This is a genomic window from Streptococcus canis, from assembly GCF_900636575.1.
Taxonomy (GTDB): domain Bacteria; phylum Bacillota; class Bacilli; order Lactobacillales; family Streptococcaceae; genus Streptococcus; species Streptococcus canis.
Genome location: NZ_LR134293.1, coordinates 304,488 through 329,735 on the forward strand (window position 1 = coordinate 304,488; position 25,248 = coordinate 329,735).

The following is a 25,248-nucleotide window of genomic DNA, read 5'->3' on the forward strand; positions in this document are numbered from 1 at the left end:
TGTGTATCCCTTTCATTTTGAGGTAAATCATTAAGCCGCAGTTAAGATTGGCTTTGGGTTTTCTTTTAGCAAATTGAAAACAAGTTACTTTTATTGAAGCGAGTTTCTTTAGAAGAAAACTCTCATAATATCATTCCACGTCACGGCAATCATCAGAACAACCATGATAGCAACCCCAACAAGGGTAATATAGGTTTCTGTTTCTTGTTTCAAGGGTTTGCGACGAATGGCTTCAATAATATTCATCAAGATTTTCCCGCCGTCAAGGGCAGGGATTGGAATTAAATTGAAAATTCCCAAGTTGATAGAGAGCATGGCCATGAGAGATAAGACAGAATCCAAGCCATTTTGAGCCGCTTGATTGGACAGTTGGTACATGGCAACTGGACCACCTAACTTATTTAAACTAAAGGCAGTAATCAGACCTTTCAAGGCATTCAAAATGGTAAAAGCACCATTCCAAGCCAATGCCAAACCGCCTAGGAGTTTATCAACGAAACCTGTTTTCAATCTTGCTTTAACCCCTAGAGCATATTGCTTGCCCTGCTTTTGAGGCTTGATAGCCGCAGTTTTTATAGTGTCCCCTGATTTATAGGTCACCTTAACCGTTTCTGAAGGCCCTAACGCCTTGCTGGTTGTTTCAACAGCCTTGGTAAGGTCAGTCCAATCATTAACCTTATGGTTATTAATCTTGAGAATTTGATCATTATCGCGAAGACCAGCCTTGGCTGCGGCACCGTTTTCTTGAACACGAACATGATTACTGTTGAAGTCGGGCATGCCACCTTGTAAAAAGACAAGGAGGATAAACACCACAATCCCTAGAATAAAGTTATTCATGGGACCTGCAAAGTTGGTGATTAAGCGACCGCCAATGCTAGCATTTTGGTACTGCACATCAAGCGGAGCAATCCGGATCTCAGTGCCATCTTCTTCAACAATGGTGGCGTCATGGTCAACAGCATAGGTCTTGGTAGCGTCCAAAACCAAGCCTGTAATGCTGAGCTTATCTTCCAAATCATAGGAAGTGACATTCATGGGCAGGCTGGTAGGATCAATCTTGCTTTGAGATAAGTTGATGCGCTTGACCAACCCTTGCTCATTTAGCGTCAAGCTAGCTGGTGTTCCAGTCTTGATTTCTGTCTTGTCATCTCCCCAACCAGCCATACGCACATAGCCACCTAGGGGCAAAATTCTCAAGGTGTAGAGAGTCCCTTCTTGGTCAACATGCGAAAAGATTTTGGGGCCCATACCAATGGCAAATTCTCTGACAAGAATCCCCGATTTTTTGGCAAAATAGAAATGCCCAAATTCATGGACAATGACTAAAATCCCAAAAATAATAATAAAGGTTATTATTCCTAACATAGATTTCCTTTCAGTCTATTATTTCTATTGAGTCCTTGCTGTCCTCAGGTCTGACATAAGTCATCCTTAAACGTGCAAAAACACCCTTGGCTATTGTTTAAAATAATCCGAATAGATGCATGATGGGAAAAACAAAAATCATGGAGTCAAAGCGGTCCAAAATGCCTCCATGTCCTGGAATCAGTTTGCCAGAATCCTTAACACCAAAATGTCGCTTAATGGCACTTTCAACCAAATCTCCAAATTGGGCAAAGATTGAAAAGAGGGCCACTAAAAGCAGCATGACAAAAAAGTGATGAGGGGCATAGACCGAGCGATCAATCAACATAAAAACAAAGGAAGTAAGCACTGCACAAGCTATTCCCCCTAAGCTACCTTCAATGGTTTTATTAGGTGAAATCCTAGGCAATAATTTGCGTTTTCCAAACTGGCGACCAATCATGTAGGCTCCAATATCTGTTGCCCAAACGATAAATAGCGCTAATAAAACTTTGTCAACTCCTGACAGGCGGGCATTAACCAAATTTTGAAAACCGATCCCAACATAAAAACTAGCCGCAATAGGGAAAGTCGCATCTTCAAAAGAATAAGCACTGCTATTTAAGACTGTTCCTGCTAAAAGGAAAAAGACAATAATCCCATAGCCTGCAAAGCTAGCATCAATCGGCAAGGAAGTGAGGTAATGGTCCATCGGGACTGTCAAAACAAAGGCTGCCAGCATGGCAAAGACCCCTTCAAAGGAAAAGATTTCAAGTCTTCTCATCTTCAATAATTCTGACACGCCAATCATGGCCAAAACACCCACAAATAATTGGAATGGTAAACTTCCTATAATAAGAAAAGGTAGAAAAATAGCTGCCGCTATTCCGCCCCAGATAACACGTTCTTTCATAACTATCTCCTTTTAGACCTTCCCAAAGCGGCGTTGGCGACGATTGTAATCTGCAACAGCCTTTAGCAGCTCTGCTTTTTTAAAATCAGGCCATAAAACTGGTGTAAAGTAAAACTCACTATAAGCTGATTGCCAAGGTAAGAAATTGCTCAGGCGCAATTCGCCACTGGTACGAATAATCAAATCAGGATCACGATAAAGGTAAGGCAGATGATCCGTCATCAGGTAATTAGCAATCAAGTCTTCTGTAATATCGCCAGGATTTAACCTTGCGTCCAAAACATCTTGGGCAATCAAACGAACAGCACTGGTAATTTCGGCACGACCACCATAATTGAGGGCAAAATTCAAAATCAAACCAGTATTACGCTTAGTTTTATCAATGGCAGCATTGAGCGCTGTCAAGGTATCTTCAGGTAGGCGATGGGTTTCTCCAATCATTTGTACCTTGACATTGTTTTTGTGCAAGGTTGGAACGTACTTGTCAAAGAACTCTACTGGCAAATTCATAATGAAAGAGACTTCGTCCTGAGGGCGAGACCAGTTTTCTGTTGAGAAGGCATAGACCGTCAAGACCTTAATCCCTAATTCTGAGGCGGCAATAGTCACTTCCTGCAAGGCATCCATTCCCGCTTTATGACCAAAGACCCTAGGCTTTAACCGTTTTTTCGCCCAGCGGCCATTACCGTCCATAATGATTCCGATGTGCTTTGGGATTTTGTCCAAAACAACTTTTTTTGATTTTGCTTTTATTCCAAACATGTTTTTTCCTTATTGATAAGCATACTTATCTCATATTTTATCATACTTCGCCCCATTTGGCTCGCTTTTTGTTAGCAGATGTCATCTTCCTGTAAGGAGTTTGACTAATTCTTAACATTGTTGGATTGGCTTGTTAAAAACAAGGACTAAAAGGCAATTCTGATCTCCCTAGTCAGCGGCTGCATAAAGCAAAAAAGGCTGGAAGTTCTCCTCCCAGACTTTCATCGTTTTTAGTTGCCTTCGATAGCACTTTCGGTGTCATCTGTAGTCTCAATAGCTGTTTCGTCAACAATTACTGGCTCAGCTGTCTCAACAGGTCTTGCTTCTGCAGTTGCTTTTGTTACAATACGTTTGATGGCAGACAATTCAAAGGTTAAGAAAACCCCGTCCACATCTAAAACGATTTTTTTAGCAGCAGAATCAACTTCATCAACGATGGCAAACATGCCACCGATTGTTACCACTTCATCACCTTTTTCAATGGCGTTCAATTGATTTTGACGCTCTTGCGCTTGTTTCTTTTGTTGGCGTTGCATGAACCAAATCAAGGCAAGCATCACCACAAACATTAAAATTGTTGGAAATCCCATAATGTCTCCTTTTTATTCTATAGAAGTCATGTCCTACTATAACAAAATTATGGCAGCATAGCAAGACAGGACCTCATTTTGTTGATTTGAGAAAAAGGAGCTGATGACTCAGCTACATATCGGCATTTAAAAAAGCTAAAATCTCACTTTCTGTCAAGCTAGAATCACAAACGGCTCTCACTTGACCACTGTGGATCACCAACAAGGCTGGGACAGTTGCTAAGTGATACGCTTGACGAAAAGCTTGAAGGGCTTCGGCATCAAGGGGATTTTCACTGTTAACAAAGGACACCTTCTTCTGATTGTCCTTAGCAACTTGGGCAAGTTTGGGCGCGAAAAGGCGGCAATAGGGACAGGTTGAACGCCCTAAAAAAACGACCATGTCTTTGCCAGTTGCGATGGCTTGCGTCACGTCACTAATTCCCACCGATGTAAATTGGGCTACGGTTTCTTCAAACGTCATTTCTAAACTCCTTTATCTTTTATCTTGTCCCTTATCATACACCAAAGCAGTAGCTTTCTCAACTAATTCCGTCTTGAAAGGGCTACCATTTTCTTTTATAATAAAACTAAGGTAATACTCGTCTCTTTGCGCCCTCATAGAAAGGAACTTAGCCAAATGTTAGCACAGTTTAGACCCCTTATCAATCGCTATGCCAAACCCTACCTTGTCTTAGTTTGCCTGCTATGGCTGGTCATGTTTTTTGTTAGATGGGATACAATGGTTTTGGGTTATAGCCTTTACTTTTTAGTGATGCAAAAAGCGTTTCTCATCCTCGGTATCCTGACTATTTTGATGGGAGCCATCAGCAAGCGTTGGGGGCTCATCCTATTTGGCTTACTCTTTTGTGGCGCCTTTTGGATCAATCTTTTTATTCTCTTTGGCATCTTGCCCGTATTTGGCAATTAATATCATTAGGCTAGAGTTGGGTCAACGCCTCTCATAGGAAAGTTGGCCTAACTCTTTTTTGACGCTCAAAAAATCATCAGAGCACAGCCGTTTTATTAAAATGCTCAAAAAAAAACAGAACCTGAGAAGTATCAGATTCTGTTAGGTCTCGGTGTTTAGTTTTTTTGACGCTTGTTCAGGAAACCAAAGGCTGCTACTAGCATGGTCAACCCAGTTGCTAATAACCCTTTTGAGGTCATTTCGCCTGTTTGAGGAAGGATAGCTTGTTGAGGTTTTTGGTCTTCTGTCATCAAAGGACTTGCCTTGGAAACAGCCATTGGCACTGGTGTTACGGTCTGCCCTGTCCTTGCTTGCTGCGTTTGGCTTGGTGTCTCTGCTGTGCTTGCTGCCACTTTCAAGACAATAGCCGTTAGTCCATCAATAATCAAGCCACCTTTGGTAAATTGAATGCCTTTAGGGGTAGCAATGGCACTTGTCCCAGCCTGCTGCGCATCCACAAGCACTTGTGCTCCTAGCAAATGACGGTAGCTGTCTGGTAAGACCACGGTGCGCGCTTTGCTATCTGCATTAACAAAAATAGCATAGTGGTCTCCATTAGAAGCAATGGTCTGGTAACCAATAATCAAATCATCTTTTTGAATATCCCCTTGACCAGCTTGGGTAATTAAGGTCACATCACGGTTGACATCTGCCATACTTGCTTTTCTGAAGGCATCACTTGAGCGCCGAAGGGCAATCAAACCCTTGGTGTAAGCCTGTGTTTGGTAGCTGATTGGATTAGCTTGACCATCTGTTGCCCTTGCCCAGTCAAAATGATTGACCGCGTCAGACGAATCATAAGAATCATGAATGAAGTAAGGGTATTCTGCTACGGCATCAATCAGCGTTGCCTTATTTGGCACCCTGTCATCAGCAACCTTTGTCTTGTAGTCAGGATTTAAAAGGTGTTTGGTTCGACCATATTCCTGACCAGAATGAATAAAGGCAGTCCCTTGAGCGGTTAAAATCAAGGTATTTCCTAAACGTATACGCTTGTGAATCTCTTCTTCGGCAACTTTAGGATCCTTATTAATGGATTTGGCAATAACATCATGCAAGGTCAGATTGTCATGGGCTGCAATATACTGAACCACATCTCCTGGGGCATCCGCTTCAAAATTACCAGGTTGTGCTTTGATTGTTTTGAACAAGCCTTCTAGATTTTTTGCGCCACCGGTAATAAAGGCCGCTGTGCCTTCATTAGGGAACCCTGATTTGAGGGTGTTTCGAATATCGTCTGAGAAGACACCAACCGTATTAGTTGTTTTCATCCAATCTTGGTCGGCTGCGATTTCTTTTTTCCCCTCATCACCTTGATAAGTGCGCCAGCCTTCACCAATCATAATGATATTAGGATTAATAGCCTTAGCTGCTTTGAAGGCTTGCTCAATCGCTGCCGCATCATGGTCACCCATCATGTCAAAACGGAAACCATCCACCTTGAATTCACGGGTTAAATAGGTGATCGAATCCACCAAAATACGGCGACTCATGGCATGTGTCGTCCCCAGACGACCTCCACCAAAGCTTTCTCTTGCTGTGCCGTCAGCATTCATAAAGTGATAATAGTTGGGTTCTAAATCTTCAAATAGATAAGTTCTAGCCGTATGATTATAAACCACGTCTAGAATAATCCCCATGCCACGTTTGTGAATCTCATTGACAAGGCGTTTAAGCTCTGCAATGCGTAAAGCAGGGTCATTAGGATTTTCCGAATACATGCCAGAAAGGGCAAAGTAGTGTTGCGGGTCATAGCCCCAGTTGTAATTATTGTCTGAAGACGTGTAGGCTGTTGAACGGCTCTTGTCCAGCTCATTGACATAAAAATAACTCAAAACTGGCAATAGCTGAACGTGAGTAACCCCCAAGTCTTTGAGGTAGTCGAGTTTTTCCACAAAGGCTGAGAACGTTCCAAAACCACTCGTCAATTTACCATCGAGACTTGGATCTGAGGTGAAATCTCGCACGTGAGCTTCATAGATAATGGCATCTTCACGTTTGGTGAAATTGTCAATCTTAGCAAAATCAAGGTCTTTAGGGCCAACAAGACTTGGATTGACAAAAGCAGCCTTAGCTGTTTTGAGCTGATCAGTGACAGTCGCATTGTTCCAAGCGGCGAGAGATTTGGCGTAAGGATCCAAAACCATGACTTTTTCCTGACCGCGCGTGATTTCATAGAGGTAATAGTAGCCTGTGTAATCCCTAATGCCCTTGATACTGTCAGAAGTCAGATGAGCTCTCCAAACACCCTTGTCCGACTTGGTCAAATCAGCCTGACCAACCATTCTTGTTTGGTCTTGTTTATCGTAAACGACAAGCTTAACACTGTCAGCACTCGGAGACCAAAAGGCCAAGGTCACTGAACCATCTTTATCTAAACTAGCCCCTAACTCACCATCGTAAGCATAGAGGTTATCTTTTAGTTGCCAAGATTGGCGAGCGACTTGGCTAACCTCTCCAAAGGTCACCGTATAGTCTGCACCAGCTACCTTAAAGTCCCCTTTGAGAATCACCACAGGATTGTCCTTGTCAAAGGTAAGGTTTTCGACGGCGACTGCTTTACCATCTTTATCGGTCACTTTGATGGCTTTTAGCACATCTGCCTGATCCAGTCCTTCTAGAGTGGTGAAGGTTGCTCTTAGCTCCCTTACTTCCGTTTGCTCAGCCCCTTTTAGACGAACCTGATCAATATAATAAGGGTTGTTGTAAACCTTAGGATCAGTGTCTTTGACAAAAATCTGAGTGTGATTGTCCAGATCTTTGAAAAGGTAGTCCTTAGGTTGCACCTTGATAGCATCGCCTGACTTGCTCTTATCTAAGATTAAGAAACCAATCTCCTTGGCACCCTCTTTTAGAGGGACATCTACATAAGCACCATAAGGCCCTTTATTGACCAAATCAAGCCCGTTTGGCCAATCAGTCGATGGGGTTTGAACATCTTTAAATAACCAAACAGCTAGATGATCGTAGTTGCCAGCTTCATTGTCGTAATTAATCCGAATGTGGCCTTTTTGAAGCGGCTCATAGGCATGAATCTGATAAGTGTCATCTGCCCAAGCTTCATTCATTTTTGGCGTCAGCAACTGAAAGTGCTGATCTTTGGAGAGGTTTTCCCCAGCCTTATTGTTGATAAGGTAAGAGACCTGTTTGCGTTGCTTATCCGCTAATTTGACATCGAGGTAATAACCATAATCATCTTTTTTAGCTGTCGTTAGTGGAATAGCACCATTAGGCCAATCTTTGGAAGGCTGGTCCACATCATCCCAAACCCAAAGCCCCAGACTATCGAGCGACTGGTCTTTTGGCAATGCTTTTAAATGCAACCGCAAATGGTTGTCCGCAATAGCTGGCGCTGTTGCTGCTGCATCAGTCGCAAGAGGTTTAGCCGGCTCACTGCTTTGGTCAGCTTGAGTAGTACTTACTTGATCGGTCAAAAAGTGAGCCTCAGCAGCTTGACTTGAATCAGTGACCACTTCTGTCTTTTTCACAGAACTTTCTGGAGTTAGGCCAGCGCTTGCATTGGACACCTCATTAACAACTGAATCAGCTTGTTGTGTTGCCTGCTTGTCAGGCTCTACCTGAGTCAGCAGCACCTCAGTTTCTGGGCTACTTTCTTGTGCTAAAACTTGCGGGCTATAAAGTAAGATACTAGCCCCAGTTGCTACTGATACAACACCTATGCTCAACTTTTTGATGGCATACTTGTACTCTTTTGCCCCTTGAATAACGCTCTTAGTCATAAGACCTCCCTATTGATAAAAGATTCTAACAACCATATCTTAACACATTGTGCAAACGCTTGCAACAGCAAACGAAAAGCTTTCTTGTCATCAAGTAAACAGGGGCTGGGCAAGACGTCCAATATAAACAAAACTGCCTGAAATCTTTCATTTACAAAGGTTGATTTCAAGCGGTTTCTTGTTTCGAAAATGTGAAAAAATCAATGAGATGTCGATTTTTGCTCAGCCCCATAGAAGACACAAAAAAAAGCCAACCAGAATTCCTCCCCTCGGTTGGCTGTTAATGTTACAAGAAAATCAATCTTAATAATAGGTTAAGCTGACACCTTCACACAAAAGGCATCCCAAGGTTGTAAATGCTTGGTCTCTAACACCTTGTCCACATCTGTGTTGGCGATAACCACTTCTGCACTTGCTAAGTCTTTGGCAAAGACTTGCTTCTGGTCAGACACATTGACAACAATCACATACAAATCTGCCCCAAATTGACGTTGGTAGGCAAACACTTTATCAGCTGTTGGCAAGAGGTGGTAATCTGCTTCAACTAGCCAGTCTTGCTCCTTACGTAAGGCAATCAGTTGTTTGTAAGTGTAAAAAATAGAGTCTGGGTTAGCAAGGGCATCGGTCACATTAATCTCCTGATAATTAGGGTTGACCGGCAACCAAGTCTCTTGGGCATCAGAAAAACCAGCATGCTTTTCCTTAGACCACTGCATTGGCGTTCTAGCATTATCTCGTCCTACTTTACAAATGCTGTCAATCACACTCGCCTCTGACAGACCATTTCCCATGGCTTCCTTGGCATAGTTAAGGGACTCAATATCATCAACCTCAGTCAAGTCTTTAAAAGGATAGTTGGTCATGCCAATCTCTTCTCCTTGGTAAATATAAGGCGTCCCTCGCATCAAATGAAGCAAAATAGCCAAGGCCTTGGCAGACTTCTCACGATAGGTGCTGTCATTGCCCCAAATAGACAAGACCCGTGGTAGGTCATGGTTATTCCAAAAGAGTGAATTCCAGCCTTCTCCCAACTTCAATTCTGTCTGCCACTTGCTGAAAATGGTTTTCAGAGCAGGGACGTCCAGTTCTTCCGCATAGTCCCATTTAGGGGCATTTGGTTTGTGTTGCAAGCCCACATGCTCAAATTGAAAGACCATGGATAATTCTTTATTCTCAGGGCGAGAATACTGGCGTGCGATTTCAGGCGTTGCTCCCCATGTCTCACCGACGGTCATCAAGTCATGATTTCCAAAGGTTGCTTGATTCATTTCTTTGAGGTAATCGTGTAAGCGCGGTCCGTTACCCGTAATTTCAGAATCTGGAATCTTGCCAATCAGGTCAATCACGTCCATACGGAAACCACCGATGCCTTTGGCGATCCAGAAATTCATCATGTCGTAAATTTTTTGGCGCAGCTGAGCGTTTTCCCAATTCAAATCAGGTTGTTTTTTACTAAACAAATGGAGGTAATATTGGCCTGAAGCCTCGTCCAATTCCCAAGCTGACCCTGAAAAAATAGACATGAGGTTATTGGGTTCATCTCGCCAAATGTAGTAATCGCGCTCAGGACTGTTAGGATTTTCCCTAGCCTCGACAAACCAGGCATGCTCATCGGAAGTATGATTGACCACCAAGTCCATGATAATCTTAATGCCGCGCTCATTTGCTGCTGCCAATAGTTCATCCATATCGTCCATGTTTCCAAAAAGGTCTGCAATCGCTTCATAATCAGAGATGTCATAGCCATTATCGTCCATGGGTGATTGGTAAACTGGCGACAGCCAAATAGCTGTGATGCCAAGGTTTTGCAGGTAATCCAACTGACTAGTAATACCTTTCAAATCGCCAATCCCATTACCACTTGTGTCTTTAAAAGATCTTGGGTAAATTTGATAGATTGTTGCCTGATGCCACCATTTTTTTTGTATACTCATTTTCTTCTTCTCTGTCCTTTCAGTAAGAAAACGAAGTCCTCAAAAACCTTTGAGGGCTTCGTTATATTCTAGGAGGTCTATTTAACGAATAGCTTGTTCAGTCTCTGTGTCAAAGAAATGTCCTTTAGCCACGTTGAAGGTCAAGCTGACTTGTTCCCCTGGGCTGTGGAAATCACGCGCATCCACGCGAGAGGCAAATTCGGTTTGACCGAGTTTAACGTAAAGCATGGTTTCAGAACCAAGCAACTCAGATACCAAGACTTCTGCAGTCACATTGGCATTTGGATAAGTATCATGCACGATTTGGTTACTTGAAATGTCTTCTGGACGAATTCCAAAAATGACTTTTTTGCCTTTGTAACCAGCAGCTTCAAGCATTTTAGCTTGCCCTTCTGGAATGGCAATGTCAAGGCCATCCTCACTCACAATACGGCCGTCTTTTACTTCCACTTCAAAGAAGTTCATAGCAGGGCTTCCGATAAAACCGGCAACGAATTTATTAGCTGGAAGGTTATACAATTCTTGCGGCGATCCCACTTGTTCAATTTTACCGATAGTCCCATTTCCTTGCGGGTTTTTAGTAGCACTCATGATAACGATACGGTCTGCCAAAGTCATGGCTTCGGTTTGGTCATGGGTAACGTAAATGGTCGTTGAGCCGATACGACGGTGAATTTTAGCGATTTCAGCACGCATGGAGACACGCAGTTTCGCGTCCAAGTTTGACAAAGGCTCGTCCATCAAGAATACTTTAGCATCACGGACAATGGCACGTCCCATGGCCACACGTTGGCGTTGACCACCAGAAAGGTCAGCAGGTTTACGCTCTAAAAACTCTGTCAAACCAAGAATTTCCGCAGCTTCTTTTACACGACGGTCAATATCATCTTTTTTATATTTACGTAGTTTAAGACCGAAAGCCATGTTGTCATACACGGTCATGTGTGGGTAAAGGGCGTAGTTTTGGAATACCATGGCAATGTCACGGTCTTTAGGAGACTTGTCATTCACCACTTCGCCATCAATTTTCAATTCCCCTTCAGAAATGTCTTCAAGACCAGCAATCATACGCAGAGTTGTTGACTTACCACAGCCTGATGGGCCAACAAAGACGATAAATTCTTTATCTTTGATGTCCAAGTCAAAATCCTCAACGGCATAATGTGTAGTGTTTGGGTATTTTTTATAGATGTGATTTAGATTTAATTCAACCATGTGTAACTCCTATTTAGTCAGCAGGTGTTCTAGCTGACTGCAAGGCTAGAAACCGCTGACATCTTTTATTTGATGATGCCATTATAACAAAGATAGCGCTTTCAAAATAGAGGCAAAGCGACCAAACTTCTTTGGGCAAGTTGCACAATAGCAGAGCAAGCTAAGCTAAGAAAGGGGCAGAAAAGATTATCTGGAAGCAGAAAAAGGCAAAGTGTTAACAAAGAGCAGCGCCCTTTAGCTTGCCAGTCAGGCTAGTCCAAGACACCCATGACGCATTAGCTCAAAACCAATCAAACAAGAAAGCCTGTGGCTCCCCAGATTGTAGACAAAGTACCCCTAAGAGAAGTTGTCTACAATGTCATCACAAAATAGGATCACTTTTTGCATTGGATTCGTCATAGGCAAGTAAAGCGAGCCCAAACTGGGTACTTTACACCGTAGCAAAAACACCAGAAATATGACGTTTCTGGCGTTCGGAGATTTTAAAGCTTAGGCTCAAGATCTAGGGATGACATCCCGTAGGGAGTTGCTACCGTCCGTGCTACCTAAGTCAAGTATCATCAAAAATAATAACGTTGACGAAAGCAGACCTTTTCTTCAGTCTAAGGAAGCCAAATGACTTCCCTAATATTTCAACAGAAAAAGATAAGCAACGGCCAAATCATCTAACTGCTTGAGGTGTAATCCAGATTGCTGAGCAAATTTATCAAGCTTATACTGCAAGGAATTGCGGTGAATATAGAGCCTCTGTGCTGTCTGAACCAGGTTGCCATGTTCCAACCAGAGGGCTTGAACCACATCTGCCATGTCCTTTTGCTGGGTCAGCAAGTGGTGAAACTGGCGTGTTAAGGCTGGGAAAGACTGCTGAGACAAGAGGGACCAGAGCATCACTTCTGAAAAAGTAAGCAACCTGCCACCTGACTTCTGACTCAAATAAGCGGTCAATAACTGATTTTCCTCCTCAAAACAATCCCGTAAGCTACTAGCTACCAGCTGGTGCCAAGCCTTTCCTACAAAAATGGTCAATGCTAAGCCAAAATCACTCTCAATAGTTGGCACCACGTCCTTGAGCAACTGCAAGACCTCAGTCGAACAATCTTGCCCGCACAAAAAAGCGGTTCTAGTCTGATGAATTGGCAAAATCACTTCCACCCCATCAATCATACTTTTCAGAAGGTCTATCAAATCAGCTGACAAGGGCTGGTGGTGGTTGAGGTAAATCAACTGACAATCTTTAAACAGCTCAGGCGGATTCCCTTGACGGTCCACCAAATAATAGTACCAAGGTGACATCAACGGAGTCGCCTCAGGATAGTCACCCAGCCCCAAGCCTAGCAAGAGACGCTCTCTCTCTGACAAGCTGGCCTTAGGGAAATGCACATAGTGGTCTCCCTCTTCAATGCTAATCCAATCAGGATCAGTCAAAGGAAAAGCACCTAGCTGTATGTCTGGAAAATAGTCTTTCAGCCTCATAATTCCCCCTTTTGACAAGTTTCTTTAGACAAATTATACCATAGGACAGTTCATTTGCCTTGGTTTTTTCAAACAGAACAACAGAAAAAAGCTGACGCAGTCGTCAACCAACTCTTAAAACACTTATGTTATCGTGTTTCAGGAATTTTTCTTTTTAGAGGAGCTAAAAAAAGATTGAAGAAAAATTGTCTTAACTGGACTTTTTCTTCAATCTGAGCTGACGCAGTCGTCAACCCTTTCTTCTTAATGAATAGATTAGAACAAATTGCTGACCTACTAATCACCTTAGGCAAACACACTCCAAACCTCGTCTTTGTTGTCAGAGGAGCTGTCGTCTCCTTCCTCTCATGTCAGCAACGAGCGGACACGTCACTTGGACACGGCTCAGCGATTGTGAGTATCTAAGATAATGGTAACTGGGCCATCATTGATCAGACTGACCTGCATATCAGCGCCAAAAACACCACGCTCCACAGGCACAACCTGTGCTAACTGCTCGTTGAAGCTATCATAAAACTGGCTAGCCATCTCTGGCTTTGCAGCCCCTGTAAAGGCAGGACGATTTCCTTTTTTGGTATCGGCATAGAGGGTAAATTGGGACACCGATAAGATACTGCCCTTGATGTCTTGGATAGACAAATTCATCTTGTCATTGGCATCTGAAAAAATGCGCATGTTGCTAATTTTTCGCACAGCGTAGCTAATGTCTTCTGCCTGATCATCTGGTCCAACACCTACTAGCAGCAACAAGCCTTGAGTGATAGCGCCAGCAATTTTCCCATCAATGGAAACCGAAGCTTCCTTGACCCGTTGTATCACAATTTTCATGCTGTCTCCTTTATTAACCGTTGGTTCGTTTGACACTGTAAACATCTGGCACAGCCTTGATTTTTTCAACCACTGTGGTTAGATGCGTGAGGTTGGGAATGCCAAAACTGACATGAATATTGGCAAATTTCATGTCCTTGGTTGGCTGGGCATTAACCGTTGAAATGCTCTTGGTGGAATTGGACAAAATCTGGAGCACATCGTTGAGTAGGCCGCTACGATTGAGCCCATAAATATCAATTTCTGCCTGATAGTCCTTGCTGGAATTTTCCAAATCCCATTCCACTTCGATGAGTCGTTCTTGGTAACCGTCTTGGCTCTTGATGTTATTACAGTCTGCACGGTGAATGGCAATGCCACGCCCCTTGGTAATGTACCCTTCAATCGAGTCGCCCGGTACAGGATTACAACATTTGGCAATCCGCATCAAAAGTCCTGATGCTCCTTGGATAATGACCCCATTTTCACTGCGAACCTTGAGAACATCTCTGTTTTCGTGCTTAATCTCGCCGCCGTTGACCAATTCTTCTGCTTCTGCCTTAGCCTTGGCTCTTTCCTCTTCGCGGCGTTCTTTTTCAGTTAATTTATTAAAAACGCTGACGGGACTAATGTCACCAAAGCCAACAGCCGCATAGAGAGACTCTTCACTTTTCACACTGACCTTTGGAAGAATAGCTTCGATGCGCTTCTTATCAAGGTATTTATTGGCAACGTAGCCCTGCTCTTGGAAGTAAGAAACCAGCAGGTCTCGTCCCTTATTCACCGATAGTTCCTTGTCTTGGTTTTTAAAGAACTGACGAATCCTATTACGGGCTTTATTGGTTTTCACCAACTTAATCCAGTCACGACTTGGGCCAAAGGAGTTGGGATTGGTCACGATTTCCACCACATCTCCTGTTTTTAATTTGGCTGTTAGGGGAACCATACGGCCATTCACCTTGGCACCTGTTGCTTTTTCCCCGACTTGGGTGTGGATCGCATAGGCAAAATCAATGGGGCCTGAGTCTTTAGGCAATTCTTGAACAGCCCCTGTCGGGGTAAAGACGTAAATGCGTTCGGAGAAGATGTCTTCCTTAACAGAGTCCACAAAGTCCATCGCATCGCCATTTGAAGCATCTTGCAGCTCCACCAACTCTTTGATCCAATTCATGCCAACTTTTTGTTCAGCCTGATTGACCTTACCGCGAATACCTTTTTTATAGGCCCAGTGAGCAGCTACCCCGTACTCAGCCACTTGGTGCATTTCCTTGGTTCGGATTTGAATCTCAATTGGGCCTTTAGGACCATAAACAGTGGTATGGATTGACTGGTAACCATTGGCTTTAGGCGCAGCAATATAGTCTTTAAAACGACCCGGCATTGGACGCCACAACTCGTGAATATAACCAACCATGGCATAGACATCGCTTTGCGTTTCCATGACACAACGAATTGCAATCAAGTCGAAAATTTGGTCAAACCGTTTTTTCTTGTCCCGCATTTTCCGGTAAATGGAATAAATGTGCTTTGGACGACCATAAACATCGCCAAATAAGCCTTGCTCAGTCGTATAAGACTTGATTTTGGTCACAATGTCATCAACCAAGGCTTCGCGCTCACGACGCTTTTCCTTCATCATATGGGAAATTTTGTAGAATTCGGTTTCATTCAGGTACCGGAAAGACAGGTCTTCCAACTCCCATTTGATGCGGCTAATCCCCAAACGATGAGCCAAGGGAGCGTAAATCTCCATGGTTTCACGCGAAATGCGCTCCTGCTTGTCCTTGCGCAAATGTTTGAGGGTTCGCATATTATGCAGACGGTCTGCCAGTTTCACCAAAATCACGCGAATATCTTTGGACATGGCCATCAACATTTTGCGGTGGTTTTCTGCCAATTGTTCTTCGTGGGACTTGTATTCCACCTTCCCAAGCTTGGTCACACCATCGACAATATCGCGAGCGTCCTTGCCAAAGTCAGCTTCAATATTGTCTAAGGTAGTATCAGTATCTTCTACCACATCATGCAAAAAACCACAGGCAACCGTCACAGCGTCCAGATGCAAATCTGCTAAAATCCCCGCCACTTGGATAGGATGCACAATATAAGGCTCTCCTGACTTCCTGACTTGATAAAAATGAGCAGCTGTTGCATAGTCTAATGCTTTTTTCACGAAAGCCACATCGGTGTCATTCATGTACTTAGCTGCTAAGGCAACCACTTCTTCTCCTGTTACATTAATTTCTTTCGCCATTCGTTTCCTCGTCTAGAATTTCTTTTCCCTATTTTAACACTTTCACCCCAAAAGCAAAAGGAGGAATCCTTCAAGAAAGCGGTTAGAATCAGCGTTTTTTCAAGAAAGGAGACGGCTAACTATTGTTCACCTCAAATCAGCAAGGTTTTCTTTTAAAAAAGCCAAAAATAGCTTGCATGTTTAATTGGCGAAATCGTTACGTTTTGTCAGCTTGGGGGCTAAAGATAGCCTGTCACATTGAGAAATAGAAAAAACAAACTAGCTGGTGAGAGCTAGTTTGTTTTGGGAATAGGAATGTTTGTTTAGTTTTCTTCTTTGCGTTTAAGTGCAAGAACTCCAGCAGATGCCATGACAGACATAGCTGCTGCTGTGAAGAATGGGTTGGCAGCTTCACCTGTTGATGGTAATTGGTGGCTATCTTTCTTAGCGTCAGTAGATGACATGTTTGCTTTAGCAGTGCCTTGACCTGGCATTGACTTCATCTTGTCAGAAATACCTTGTTTCAAGCGGTTAATCTCTGCTTGAAGACTTGCGTTGTCTTGAGCTTTCTTGTCAAGCATGCCTTTGAGTTCTTCAATCTTAGCTTCTGCCTCTGCTTTTGCTTTCTTAGCTGCTTCAAGCTCTTCAGCTTGTTTAGCTAATTGTTCTTTGTACTTAGCGTTTTCAGCTTGAGCTGTTTCAAGGTCTTTTTCAAGAACAGCAATCTTAGCTTCTGCTTCTGCTTTTTGTTTTTCAAGCTCAGCTACTTTAGCGTTTGATGCTTCAAGTTGTTTTTCAAGCTCAGCTACTTTAGCTTGCTCTGCGGCAAGAGCTTGCTCTGCCTCTGCTTTTTGTTTTGTAAGGGTATCGATTTCAGCTTGTTTTTGAGCTAGGTCATACTTAGCTGATTCAACCAAGCGGTCTAGGCTTGCTACTTGATCACGAAGTGTTGACACTTCTGCTTGAAGTTTCTCGATTTGATCTTTTGCGTCTGCATTTTCAGCTGTCAAGCGCTCAATTTCTGCTAGTTTTTGTTGCATTTCAAATTTTGCAGACTCAATCAAGCGGTCGTAGCTTTCAAGGTTACGCTCCAACTCAGCGTTACGCTCTTGGCTAGCAGATAGTTGTGCTGACAAGCTATCTCTTTCACCGACTAAGCTGGCAATTTGCTCGTTCTTATGGTTCAAAGCGTCAAGGTTAGCTTGAACTTCTTTTTGGCTATCTTCAAGAGCTTTTTTGGTGGTTTCTAAAAAATCTGTTAAAAGATCTCTTTCTTTAGTAAGACCTTTGTTAGCTTTTTCAGTTACTTCTAAGCTGTCCTCTGTGCTCTTAAGCTGCTTTTCAACGGATTCTTTCTTGTCGAGTAGAGCATTGTAATCTTTTACTTCTGATTCAACTAAATCTTCTAAACGTTGCACTTCTTCTCGCAGTGCATCATTTTTAAGTACTTCCTGGTACCAGTAATTAGAAGAAACATACGGCACATACTTTAATAAGACTTCCATTCTTGCCCTATCAGCCCTATTACTTTCTGCCTTTACAGTTGTTGTGGTAGCTGCTCCTAGAACAGTTGTCGCGGCAAGCAGTGATGCTGTTCCAACGCTAAGCTTCTTAATTGTATTTTTTCTAGTCATTTCTTCTCCTTATTTTCCTTTGCCTAGATTTATTTAGAGGAGCCTCGTTACAGACTATCCCTAACAAAACCATTATAGATAATAATGACCCTAAAGGAAAGGCCACTTTTTTTGATATAAACTATTTATAGAATAAAATTCTAATTTTTTGTACTACTTAACCTTCACAAGGCCCTTATCGTTATCTCATTTTAGATGGTGATGTTGATCTTGCTAAAAAGCTTGTCTTCACCTATTTTTAGTCTTAGAAAAGCGTTGAGTTTATCGGCAACCACACTAGGAATCATCTGATTAAAGAATAATATCTCTGTTTGAAAACTGCGTTCAAGGATAACATCTGTCACGATGACATCATAGTCTTTCTCTAAAGCTGTTAAATCAATGGTTGTGGTTTCTAATTCGGCAAAATTCACGATGTCAAAAAACTCTACGAAATAGGCTTTTAAAAAATTCCCAACGTTATTGTACGACCTCTCAATGACAAGAAGTTTCAACTTACGCCTGGAATGACTGATTTTTAAAAAAAGGTTTTCCCAAGTAATAAAGAGACAGTATAATAAGTGACTGATCATTTTGTCGCTCAGCTCTTCTCCAGCTAAGGCAAAAAGTTCCTTGACAGAACCAATGAAGGTCTCATAGATCAATTTGTAATGCTTATCAAAATAACTAAGGTACTCTCTTTTATAATCATAGATTAAAAAGTTGGCACTGATGTCTTCTTCTCCTAAGACGACAGTTGCCTGAAGGTGCCTAGCTAGTTCATATTTATTAGACATGCTTAGTCCGATTGTTTTTTCCAAATTGTCTAATAACGAAATCCAAGAGACTATATTTCTAGGTGATAGGGTCTTGTTTTTTTCTTTAATGGTTGATTGCAAAGAGGCTCCTAGCTCTAATTCCTTACTCATGTAATTTGAAAAGATTTCAGAGAGCGCCTTGACATCTAAGGGACGATTGTATTTGAGGACAAAAAGGGAGGAAAGGTCTTTCATTTCCAAGGAATCCTCTAGCGCCTTCATAAAGAGAGGCTCTAAGCCCTTATCTTTGCGGTTAACCGTAAAGCCCTTTTGAAAACGAACCAGATTCACTCCACTTAGTATTTTCAAATGTTGAAATAAGCCAAAGTTGACAAGCACATCTGTTTGTTTGACCATCAATTCAATCAGGCGCTCCAGATTGTTTTGATTGATCACATCTGCAAAAGGCCATTCCGAAATGGCATAGGCTTCTGAAAAATATTTGAGGTAGAATAGACGGATCTGGCGTTCGTCACCGACTACCATTACTGGCCGTGTCGAAATCTTAATGACAAATTCTTTTTGAAGGTAGCTATTGGTACGTTCAATCAAGCGTTTTAAAGTGGATAAGCTAATAAATAAGGCTTCTGCCAAATCTTCTAAAGAATCAAATTCCTTAAAAAATAGGGTGGCTAACAGCTGCAGGGACTGTGACTCTCTCAGCGCCCTTTGATAAACCTCCTGCAGGCCACAATGGTCATTATAATCAATGCTTAAATAGCTATCTTTGTAGGTAATCCGACCGAGGGATTCCATAAATTGTAAATTAGCAACGCAGGCTTGTAAGGTTGACAGGGTGCTATCCAGTACTTTGCACAGTTCCCTGTCCTTGTAACCCATTCTCTCCGGGTGTTCTGTTAAGTGGGCAATTAACTCAAGCTCTCTCCATTGCTGCTTGGTAAAAAGTTTACTAGCATGCATCATATCAGTTTCATGTCCTTCTTATAAGTAATTTCAATACATCGTATAGCGACTGTTGCAGTCACCAACTTTGTTGCAAAACGACTAAATTATAACATACTTATTCTGCAAGAATCTAGTATCTTAACTGATGGTCTGGCTGACAAGTCTGACAACTAGACCCTTAAATGCCACTTTTCCTATCCAAACACAAAAAGTGAACCGAACTATTTCTTCAAGTAGACTGATTTTAGCTTTTTCTCTATCTTTTTTAATAATTTAGGTTATTTCCAATTGTTTAATTAATCATATTTTCTTTTTTTTTGCTTATTTTGATTTATTTTGAAATAGCATTAGGGACTTTGGACACCTAACCTAAGCACCAATTGTCTTATTCTATTAGGAAACGATTTAAACCATTTGAGAAGGTTATCACTTGTTTGTTTCTGGGTCTTGTGCTAATCTTGGTAGTAATGACTGATCGTTTAGATAGGAGTTTTTATGTCAGACTTAACCATTGTTTTTATCAGCCTTAGCGGCAACACCCTTAGTTTTGTGAAACGTCTTTCCCTTTATTTCGAAGAGCACCACAATCTTCAGGTCAAGCAGATTAACATCAAAGACCTGAAACACGAGACTTTCCCTGTCAAGGATACCTTTGTGGCTATCTTGCCCACTTATTTAGAAGGGGGAAATGGGATTGACTCTGGGGAAGTGGAAATTTTGACGAATCCTCTTGGAGACTTCATTGCTGCCTATGACAATTATAAACATTGCATGGGGATTATTGGCTCAGGAAATAAGAATTTTAACAATCAGTATTGCCTGACTGCTAAACAATATGCTGAGCGCTTTGGCTTTCCAATGCTTGGTGATTTTGAATTGCGGGGCACAAACGATGATATTGAGTGCTTAGCAGAAATTATTCTGACTAGAAGGGCTATTTTTAACCCCTTGGCTTAAAGATACCCTTCCTCGTATTGGTGATAAGTTTGCTTCTGTTGGCTGCGCTTAGCTATTCCAAGCTAGATGGTCTTGCCCTTACACTGGTTCAAGGCAAGGTTGTCACTACTATCGGCTTCAAATTACTGTTCTTCTTTTGGAACAGGTGAACCGTCTGGATATTCCCATTTATTTAGAACGTGGTCTCCCCTTGGAAAAGGATTATGTCTTTGCTCAAGCTACACATGGACAGGTGGACTTGGTGATAGTCAGTTGCGCTCTGCCCTTCTGCTATCAAAAATGCTATAATGGAAGCATGACAATGGATTTTTCCATAGAATGGAGTGCTTATGAAAACAACTGTAGATTACCTGACTAAACTAGCTAATATCCCTTCTCCAACAGGCTTTACGCGAAACATCATGGACTATGTGCATGATGAGCTCAGCCAATTTGGCTATGAGCCTGTCCGTACCAACAAGGGGGGCATCATGGTGTCTGTCAAAGGGACAAACGATGACAAACACCGGGTGGTGACGGCTCACTTAGATACCCTCGGGGCTATGGTTCGTGCCATCAAACCTGACGGCCGCTTGAAAATGGATTTGGTGGGTGGCTTTGTCTACAATTCTATCGAGGGAGAAAACTGCACGGTGCACCTTGCCAAGTCTGGCAAGGAGATTTCTGGAACCATTTTACTGCACCAAACTTCTGTCCATGTTTACAAAGACGCAGGCAGCGCTGAACGCAATCAGGCTAATATGGAAGTTCGTCTGGACGAAAAAGTCACAACGGCTGACGAGACACGGGCACTTGGCATCGAGGTTGGTGATTTTATCTCTTTTGACCCACGTGTCATCGTAACTGAGTCAGGATTTATCAAGTCTCGTCACCTTGATGACAAGGTCAGCGCAGCTATTCTTATGGAGCTCTTAAAACTTTACAAAGAAGAGCAGGTTGAATTGCCATACACCACCCATTTTTATTTCTCTGCCTTTGAAGAAGTTGGCCACGGTGCTAACTCCAGTTTACCAGCGCAAGTGGTCGAGTATTTGGCGGTTGACATGGGGGCTATGGGAGACGACCAAGCAACAGATGAATACACTGTTTCTATCTGTGTCAAAGACGGCTCTGGCCCTTACCATTATGAGCTGCGTCAGCATTTGGTAGCCCTTTGCCAAGACCATCAGATCCCTTATCAGCTAGACATTTACCCTTATTACGGTAGTGATGCTTCTGCTGCTATGCGGGCAGGAGCTGAAGTCCGTCACGCGCTTCTTGGGGCTGGTATCGAATCAAGTCACTCCTATGAACGCACCCATACAGACTCTATCGAAGCAACTGAACGATTAGTAGATGCTTACTTAAAAAGCACCATGATTGATTAGTCGTAAAACCATCTCAGACCTATGTCAGGAAAAACTCTACGCCTACTATTTGAAGAAACCGTCAGGCTGTAGGCTAGCAGAGAAATGTCCTTGTAATTTGGCGAGGAAAGTCTCAGACGTCGGTGGAAGCAGCAAAGCTAGCTAAAACTCATTCCTGAAAAATCACTAACCACCACTCTCAGTTTAGAAGAGGCTGAAAAATGTATCTTAGTAGATGTCCAAACTAGCATATAAAGAGGGGCTGGGCAAGACGTCTACATCTCATTGATTTTTTCACATTTTCAAAACAAGAAACCGCATGAAATCTTTCGTTGACAAAGGTTGATTTCATGCGGTTTTGTTTATATTAGGCTTTTTGCTCAGCCCCTCTTATTTTATTTTGTTAGTATTAACCTTTCTGCTCACTCTGGAAAAATGGCAGGGAGCCTGACAGGCTGTTTGAAAAACTTTAAGGGGGCTCAGTGCCCTTGCCCCAGTCTAATGCCACTTCTAAACCGTAATGATCACTCACAACTGGCGCGTCTCCGCCCTCAAAGGTAATGTTAGATGTCTTGATAATGAAGTCCTTGCTCGTAAACACATGGTCCACCTTAAAGGCTTCTTGATTATCTTCCCAGCCATCAATATCAGCCACGATACTGTGATCACCAAACACATGCTTAGCCACCTTATGGCTATCTTGTAAGTCTAGCGGGCTATCCATAATCACCTGATAACCGTCTTGATCCGTTGGATTGTTAAAATCTCCCATTATAATTAGAGGGCAATTCAGGGAAAGCAGTTCTTTTTCTAATTTCTCCCACTCACCCAGAAACCCCTTGTCAAACCAAGACAGGTGCACATTCACAATGGCTACCTCCTTGCCAGCTAACTTGGTTTTGGCGACGAGTGAGCGTCTGGTGTGGTAGTCTCTTTCATCGTCCATGGCTGAGACCAAAATAGCGGAGGTTTCAATAGGTTGTTTGGCTAAAATGGCAACACCCTCATGGTAAATGTCATAGCCAATATGATTGTAGGCCCAAGACCAGTGATAATGTTGTCCTCGTTTGTTCAAGTAATGGATCAAGAGTAGAGCAAAGTGATCTTTGTGGATAGCTGGTGTCCCCTCTATGGCTTGATAGCTCGGTAACTCCATGGCCAGCTCGCTCTCAATTAATTGATTGATTTCTTGCAAGCAAATGACATCGTATTTTTCTGCTAGGATATGCTCGGCCAAGTCAACCAATTTTTTGAGGGTATTGGCTTCCATCCACGAATGGGTGTTAAGCGTTAACAGCTTGGTCATTAGTTCTCCTTTATAAGACAAGAAGAGTCATAGTTCCCAAACCAGATATGGCTTGGACCTATCACTCTCTTGTGATTCTTTGTTAAAGTTCTACAGTTGCCACCAAACTCTTAGCAGGTTGATCGCCTACAGAGGTCAAGGTCACATCTTTGATCTCTGCCGTGTTGGTAAAGGCGACAACAATAGTTGTTTCATGCTCTGCGGATTTAATAGCAGCCAGATCTGCTACTACTAACAGGTCACCTGCATGAACACGTTGTCCTTCTGCAACTTTTACTGAGAATGGCACGCCATTCAAAGCTACGGTGTCAAGACCCACGTGGACAAGCACTTCAAGACCATTATCTGTGAGCAAGCCAAAGGCATGTTTGGTTGGGAAGACACTGGTCACAAGACCTGAAACGGGTGCATAAATATTGCCATTAGTTGGCTCAACCGCAAACCCATCACCCATCATCTTAGCCGCGAAGACTTGGTCTTTCACACCTGTGATTGGGAGAACCGTCCCGTCTGCTACTGATCGCACTTCTTCTGTCACTTGTTTAAAATCTTTGGCATGAGTAGGTGTGTCAGCCAGACTGGCCATATTGATTTCTGGAATAATGGCACCTGAATCAAGCAAGTCTTGAATATCTGATTTTAGAATATCTGCTTTAGGCCCATAAACAGCCTGTACGCCACTGCCTTTGGTAATGAGACCCATAGCGCCAGCTTTTTTCCAGTCATCCTCAACACCAACCTTAGCTGGGTCTTTTACGCTTACTCGCAAGCGCGTCATGCAAGCATCAACATCATCAATATTATCGCGCCCACCAAGGAGATTAACGATTTGCACGACTTGAGCCTTGCTATCTGCCACTTGAGTAGTAGTTGATGTTGTCTTGCCATCTTCTAACATATCTGCATCGTAGTTACCTAAACGACCTGCTGTTGCCAGGTTCATTTTCTTAATCATCATATCTGCAATAACGTACATGATGACTGCAAAGAGAACAGATACCCAAACAAAGTTAATCAAATCCATCGCTAGACCGGCTTTGAGAGCCATTGGGGTACGTGTTAGTAGTTCAATATTGCCAAATGAGTGAACACGAAGGTGAACAAGGTCAGCCATAGCAAACGAAGCACCTTGAACAAGGGCATAGACAATGTAAAGTGGCATCGCTGCAAACATAAACATGTACTCAAGAGGCTCTGTTACCCCTGTTAAGAATACGGCTGCCGCTGCTGAAATGAACATCATTTTGTATTTGTGTTTCTTATCAGCGTCCACATTACGATACATGGCTAAGGCAACCCCCATCAAGGTCCCTGTGGCACCAATCATTTGCCCGACTTTGAAACGAGCTGGGGTCACACTGTCCATTAACTGATGGTAAGCTGAAGCGTCTGATCCTTTAAGGTGAACAAGGTCAGTCACCCAAGCAAGCCATAGTGGGTCTTGTCCAAATACTTTTGTTCCCGCAGCTGCACCTGTCATTACCTCGTAAGTCCCACCAAGGGCTGTGTAGTTCATTGGAATGGTCAACATGTGGTGAAGACCAAATGGCAACAAAAGACGTTCCAAGGTTCCATATAAGAATGGGGCTAGAATTGGAGCTGAGTCTTGCGAAGAAGCAATCCACATTCCAAAGCCATTGATACCAGATTGAATAACTGGCCAAACTGTTGCCAATAACAAGGCAACAATAGCAGAGCGAAGAATAACCACAAATGGCACAAAGCGCTTTCCATTAAAGAAGGCAAGAACATCTGGTAATTGACGGTAGTTATAATATTTGTTATAAGCTGTTGCCCCAACAAAACCAGCAATGATTCCTACAAAGACACCCGTATTAAGGGCTGGCGATTCTAAAACGCTAGTGAAATAATTTTTAACCACCATTTCGGTGCCTAAAAAGCTCCTCACCTTGGCTTCTGGGTCTGCCAGCATAGCTGCGTTGATGCCATAAATAGCACCTGTGATGCGATTGATTAAGACAAAGGCAAGACCAGATGCAAAGGCACCACCGGCTCTTTCTTTAGCCCAGCTACCACCAATGGCAAGGGCAAACAACAAGTGAAGGTTTCCAATAACCCCCCAGCCAATCTGAGCAATGACGTTCCCAATGGTGGCTAAGGCTTGAGAATTCTGGTTAAGTATTGGGATTGAATTTCCGATACTAACCATTAACCCAGCCGCTGGCATAACAGCGATAACCACCATTAAGCACTTACCGAATTTTTGCCAAAATTCAAAACTAAACAGTTGTTTGAATGATGTTTTCATTCTACCTCTCCTTTATAAGACCTCATTTATGGCAAGATTGCTTTTATCAGCACCTTTTCTAAATAAGGGA

At 42.7% G+C, this 25,248-nt stretch carries 18 protein-coding genes; 3 read left to right on the plus strand and 15 right to left on the minus strand.

Annotated features, from left to right (window positions below; all coding sequences use genetic code 11):
* Nucleotides 1-108: 108 nt before the first annotated feature.
* The 5 genes from rseP to EL097_RS01560 form a co-directional block, all read right to left on the minus strand.
* Entirely contained in the window at nucleotides 109-1,368 is a 1,260-nt protein-coding gene (gene rseP, locus EL097_RS01540; RefSeq protein ID WP_003046428.1) for an RIP metalloprotease RseP, read from the minus strand.
* Nucleotides 1,369-1,465: 97 nt separating this feature from the next.
* A complete protein-coding gene (locus EL097_RS01545) occupies nucleotides 1,466-2,260 on the minus strand; it encodes a phosphatidate cytidylyltransferase (protein WP_003046426.1) in 795 nt (264 codons plus the stop codon).
* Between the two features lie 12 nt (nucleotides 2,261-2,272).
* Complete coding sequence (locus EL097_RS01550) at nucleotides 2,273-3,022, minus strand: isoprenyl transferase (protein WP_003046424.1); 750 nt, start codon at nucleotides 3,020-3,022, stop codon at nucleotides 2,273-2,275.
* Between the two features lie 230 nt (nucleotides 3,023-3,252).
* Nucleotides 3,253-3,612, minus strand: a complete 360-nt coding sequence (gene yajC, locus EL097_RS01555; RefSeq protein WP_003046420.1) for a preprotein translocase subunit YajC — start codon at nucleotides 3,610-3,612, stop codon at nucleotides 3,253-3,255.
* A gap of 112 nt (nucleotides 3,613-3,724) precedes the next feature.
* Nucleotides 3,725-4,075, minus strand: a complete 351-nt coding sequence (locus tag EL097_RS01560; protein ID WP_003046417.1) for a thioredoxin family protein — start codon at nucleotides 4,073-4,075, stop codon at nucleotides 3,725-3,727.
* 156 nt (nucleotides 4,076-4,231) lie between these two features.
* Here EL097_RS01560 and EL097_RS01565 point away from each other — a divergent pair, with 156 nt between their 5' ends.
* Nucleotides 4,232-4,522: a hypothetical protein gene (locus EL097_RS01565; protein ID WP_003046412.1), complete on the plus strand. Its 291-nt coding sequence runs from the start codon at nucleotides 4,232-4,234 to the stop codon at nucleotides 4,520-4,522.
* Between the two features lie 155 nt (nucleotides 4,523-4,677).
* Here the strand turns inward: EL097_RS01565 and EL097_RS01570 are convergent, their stop codons facing one another.
* From EL097_RS01570 to EL097_RS01605, 8 genes are all read right to left on the minus strand, one after another.
* Complete coding sequence (locus tag EL097_RS01570; protein WP_003046409.1) at nucleotides 4,678-8,301, minus strand: pullulanase; 3,624 nt, start codon at nucleotides 8,299-8,301, stop codon at nucleotides 4,678-4,680.
* Nucleotides 8,302-8,615: 314 nt separating this feature from the next.
* Nucleotides 8,616-10,229, minus strand: a complete 1,614-nt coding sequence (gene dexB, locus EL097_RS01575; protein ID WP_039994932.1) for a glucan 1,6-alpha-glucosidase DexB — start codon at nucleotides 10,227-10,229, stop codon at nucleotides 8,616-8,618.
* An 87-nt stretch (nucleotides 10,230-10,316) separates the two neighbouring features.
* The gene (locus EL097_RS01580) at nucleotides 10,317-11,450 is read right to left on the minus strand and encodes an ABC transporter ATP-binding protein (protein WP_003046402.1); all 1,134 of its coding nucleotides are present in this window, start codon (nucleotides 11,448-11,450) and stop codon (nucleotides 10,317-10,319) included.
* A 624-nt stretch (nucleotides 11,451-12,074) separates the two neighbouring features.
* Nucleotides 12,075-12,923, minus strand: coding sequence for a helix-turn-helix domain-containing protein (locus EL097_RS01585; protein WP_129544912.1), 849 nt, complete (start codon nucleotides 12,921-12,923; stop codon nucleotides 12,075-12,077).
* A gap of 384 nt (nucleotides 12,924-13,307) precedes the next feature.
* Nucleotides 13,308-13,751 carry a D-aminoacyl-tRNA deacylase gene (gene dtd / locus EL097_RS01590; protein WP_003046397.1) on the minus strand — a complete coding sequence of 148 codons (444 nt, stop codon included), beginning with the start codon at nucleotides 13,749-13,751 and terminating at the stop codon, nucleotides 13,308-13,310.
* A gap of 13 nt (nucleotides 13,752-13,764) precedes the next feature.
* Nucleotides 13,765-15,984, minus strand: a complete 2,220-nt coding sequence (locus EL097_RS01595; RefSeq protein WP_003046395.1) for a RelA/SpoT family protein — start codon at nucleotides 15,982-15,984, stop codon at nucleotides 13,765-13,767.
* Nucleotides 15,985-16,286: 302 nt separating this feature from the next.
* Nucleotides 16,287-17,597 carry an M-like protein SCM gene (gene scm / locus EL097_RS01600; RefSeq protein ID WP_129544913.1) on the minus strand — a complete coding sequence of 437 codons (1,311 nt, stop codon included), beginning with the start codon at nucleotides 17,595-17,597 and terminating at the stop codon, nucleotides 16,287-16,289.
* 191 nt (nucleotides 17,598-17,788) lie between these two features.
* Nucleotides 17,789-19,318, minus strand: a complete 1,530-nt coding sequence (locus EL097_RS01605; protein WP_003046390.1) for a helix-turn-helix domain-containing protein — start codon at nucleotides 19,316-19,318, stop codon at nucleotides 17,789-17,791.
* 477 nt (nucleotides 19,319-19,795) lie between these two features.
* Here EL097_RS01605 and nrdI point away from each other — a divergent pair, with 477 nt between their 5' ends.
* Together nrdI and EL097_RS01615 are read left to right on the plus strand one after the other, a co-directional pair.
* Entirely contained in the window at nucleotides 19,796-20,257 is a 462-nt protein-coding gene (gene nrdI / locus EL097_RS01610; RefSeq protein WP_129544914.1) for a class Ib ribonucleoside-diphosphate reductase assembly flavoprotein NrdI, read from the plus strand.
* A gap of 329 nt (nucleotides 20,258-20,586) precedes the next feature.
* On the plus strand, nucleotides 20,587-21,624 hold the full coding sequence (locus tag EL097_RS01615) for a M42 family metallopeptidase (RefSeq protein ID WP_003046383.1): 1,038 nt from the start codon (nucleotides 20,587-20,589) through the stop codon (nucleotides 21,622-21,624).
* 448 nt (nucleotides 21,625-22,072) lie between these two features.
* Here the strand turns inward: EL097_RS01615 and EL097_RS01620 are convergent, their stop codons facing one another.
* Together EL097_RS01620 and EL097_RS01625 are read right to left on the minus strand one after the other, a co-directional pair.
* The gene (locus EL097_RS01620; RefSeq protein ID WP_003046380.1) at nucleotides 22,073-22,909 is read right to left on the minus strand and encodes an endonuclease/exonuclease/phosphatase family protein; all 837 of its coding nucleotides are present in this window, start codon (nucleotides 22,907-22,909) and stop codon (nucleotides 22,073-22,075) included.
* Between the two features lie 82 nt (nucleotides 22,910-22,991).
* The gene (locus EL097_RS01625) at nucleotides 22,992-25,178 is read right to left on the minus strand and encodes a PTS transporter subunit IIBC (protein WP_003046377.1); all 2,187 of its coding nucleotides are present in this window, start codon (nucleotides 25,176-25,178) and stop codon (nucleotides 22,992-22,994) included.
* Nucleotides 25,179-25,248 lie beyond the last annotated feature (70 nt).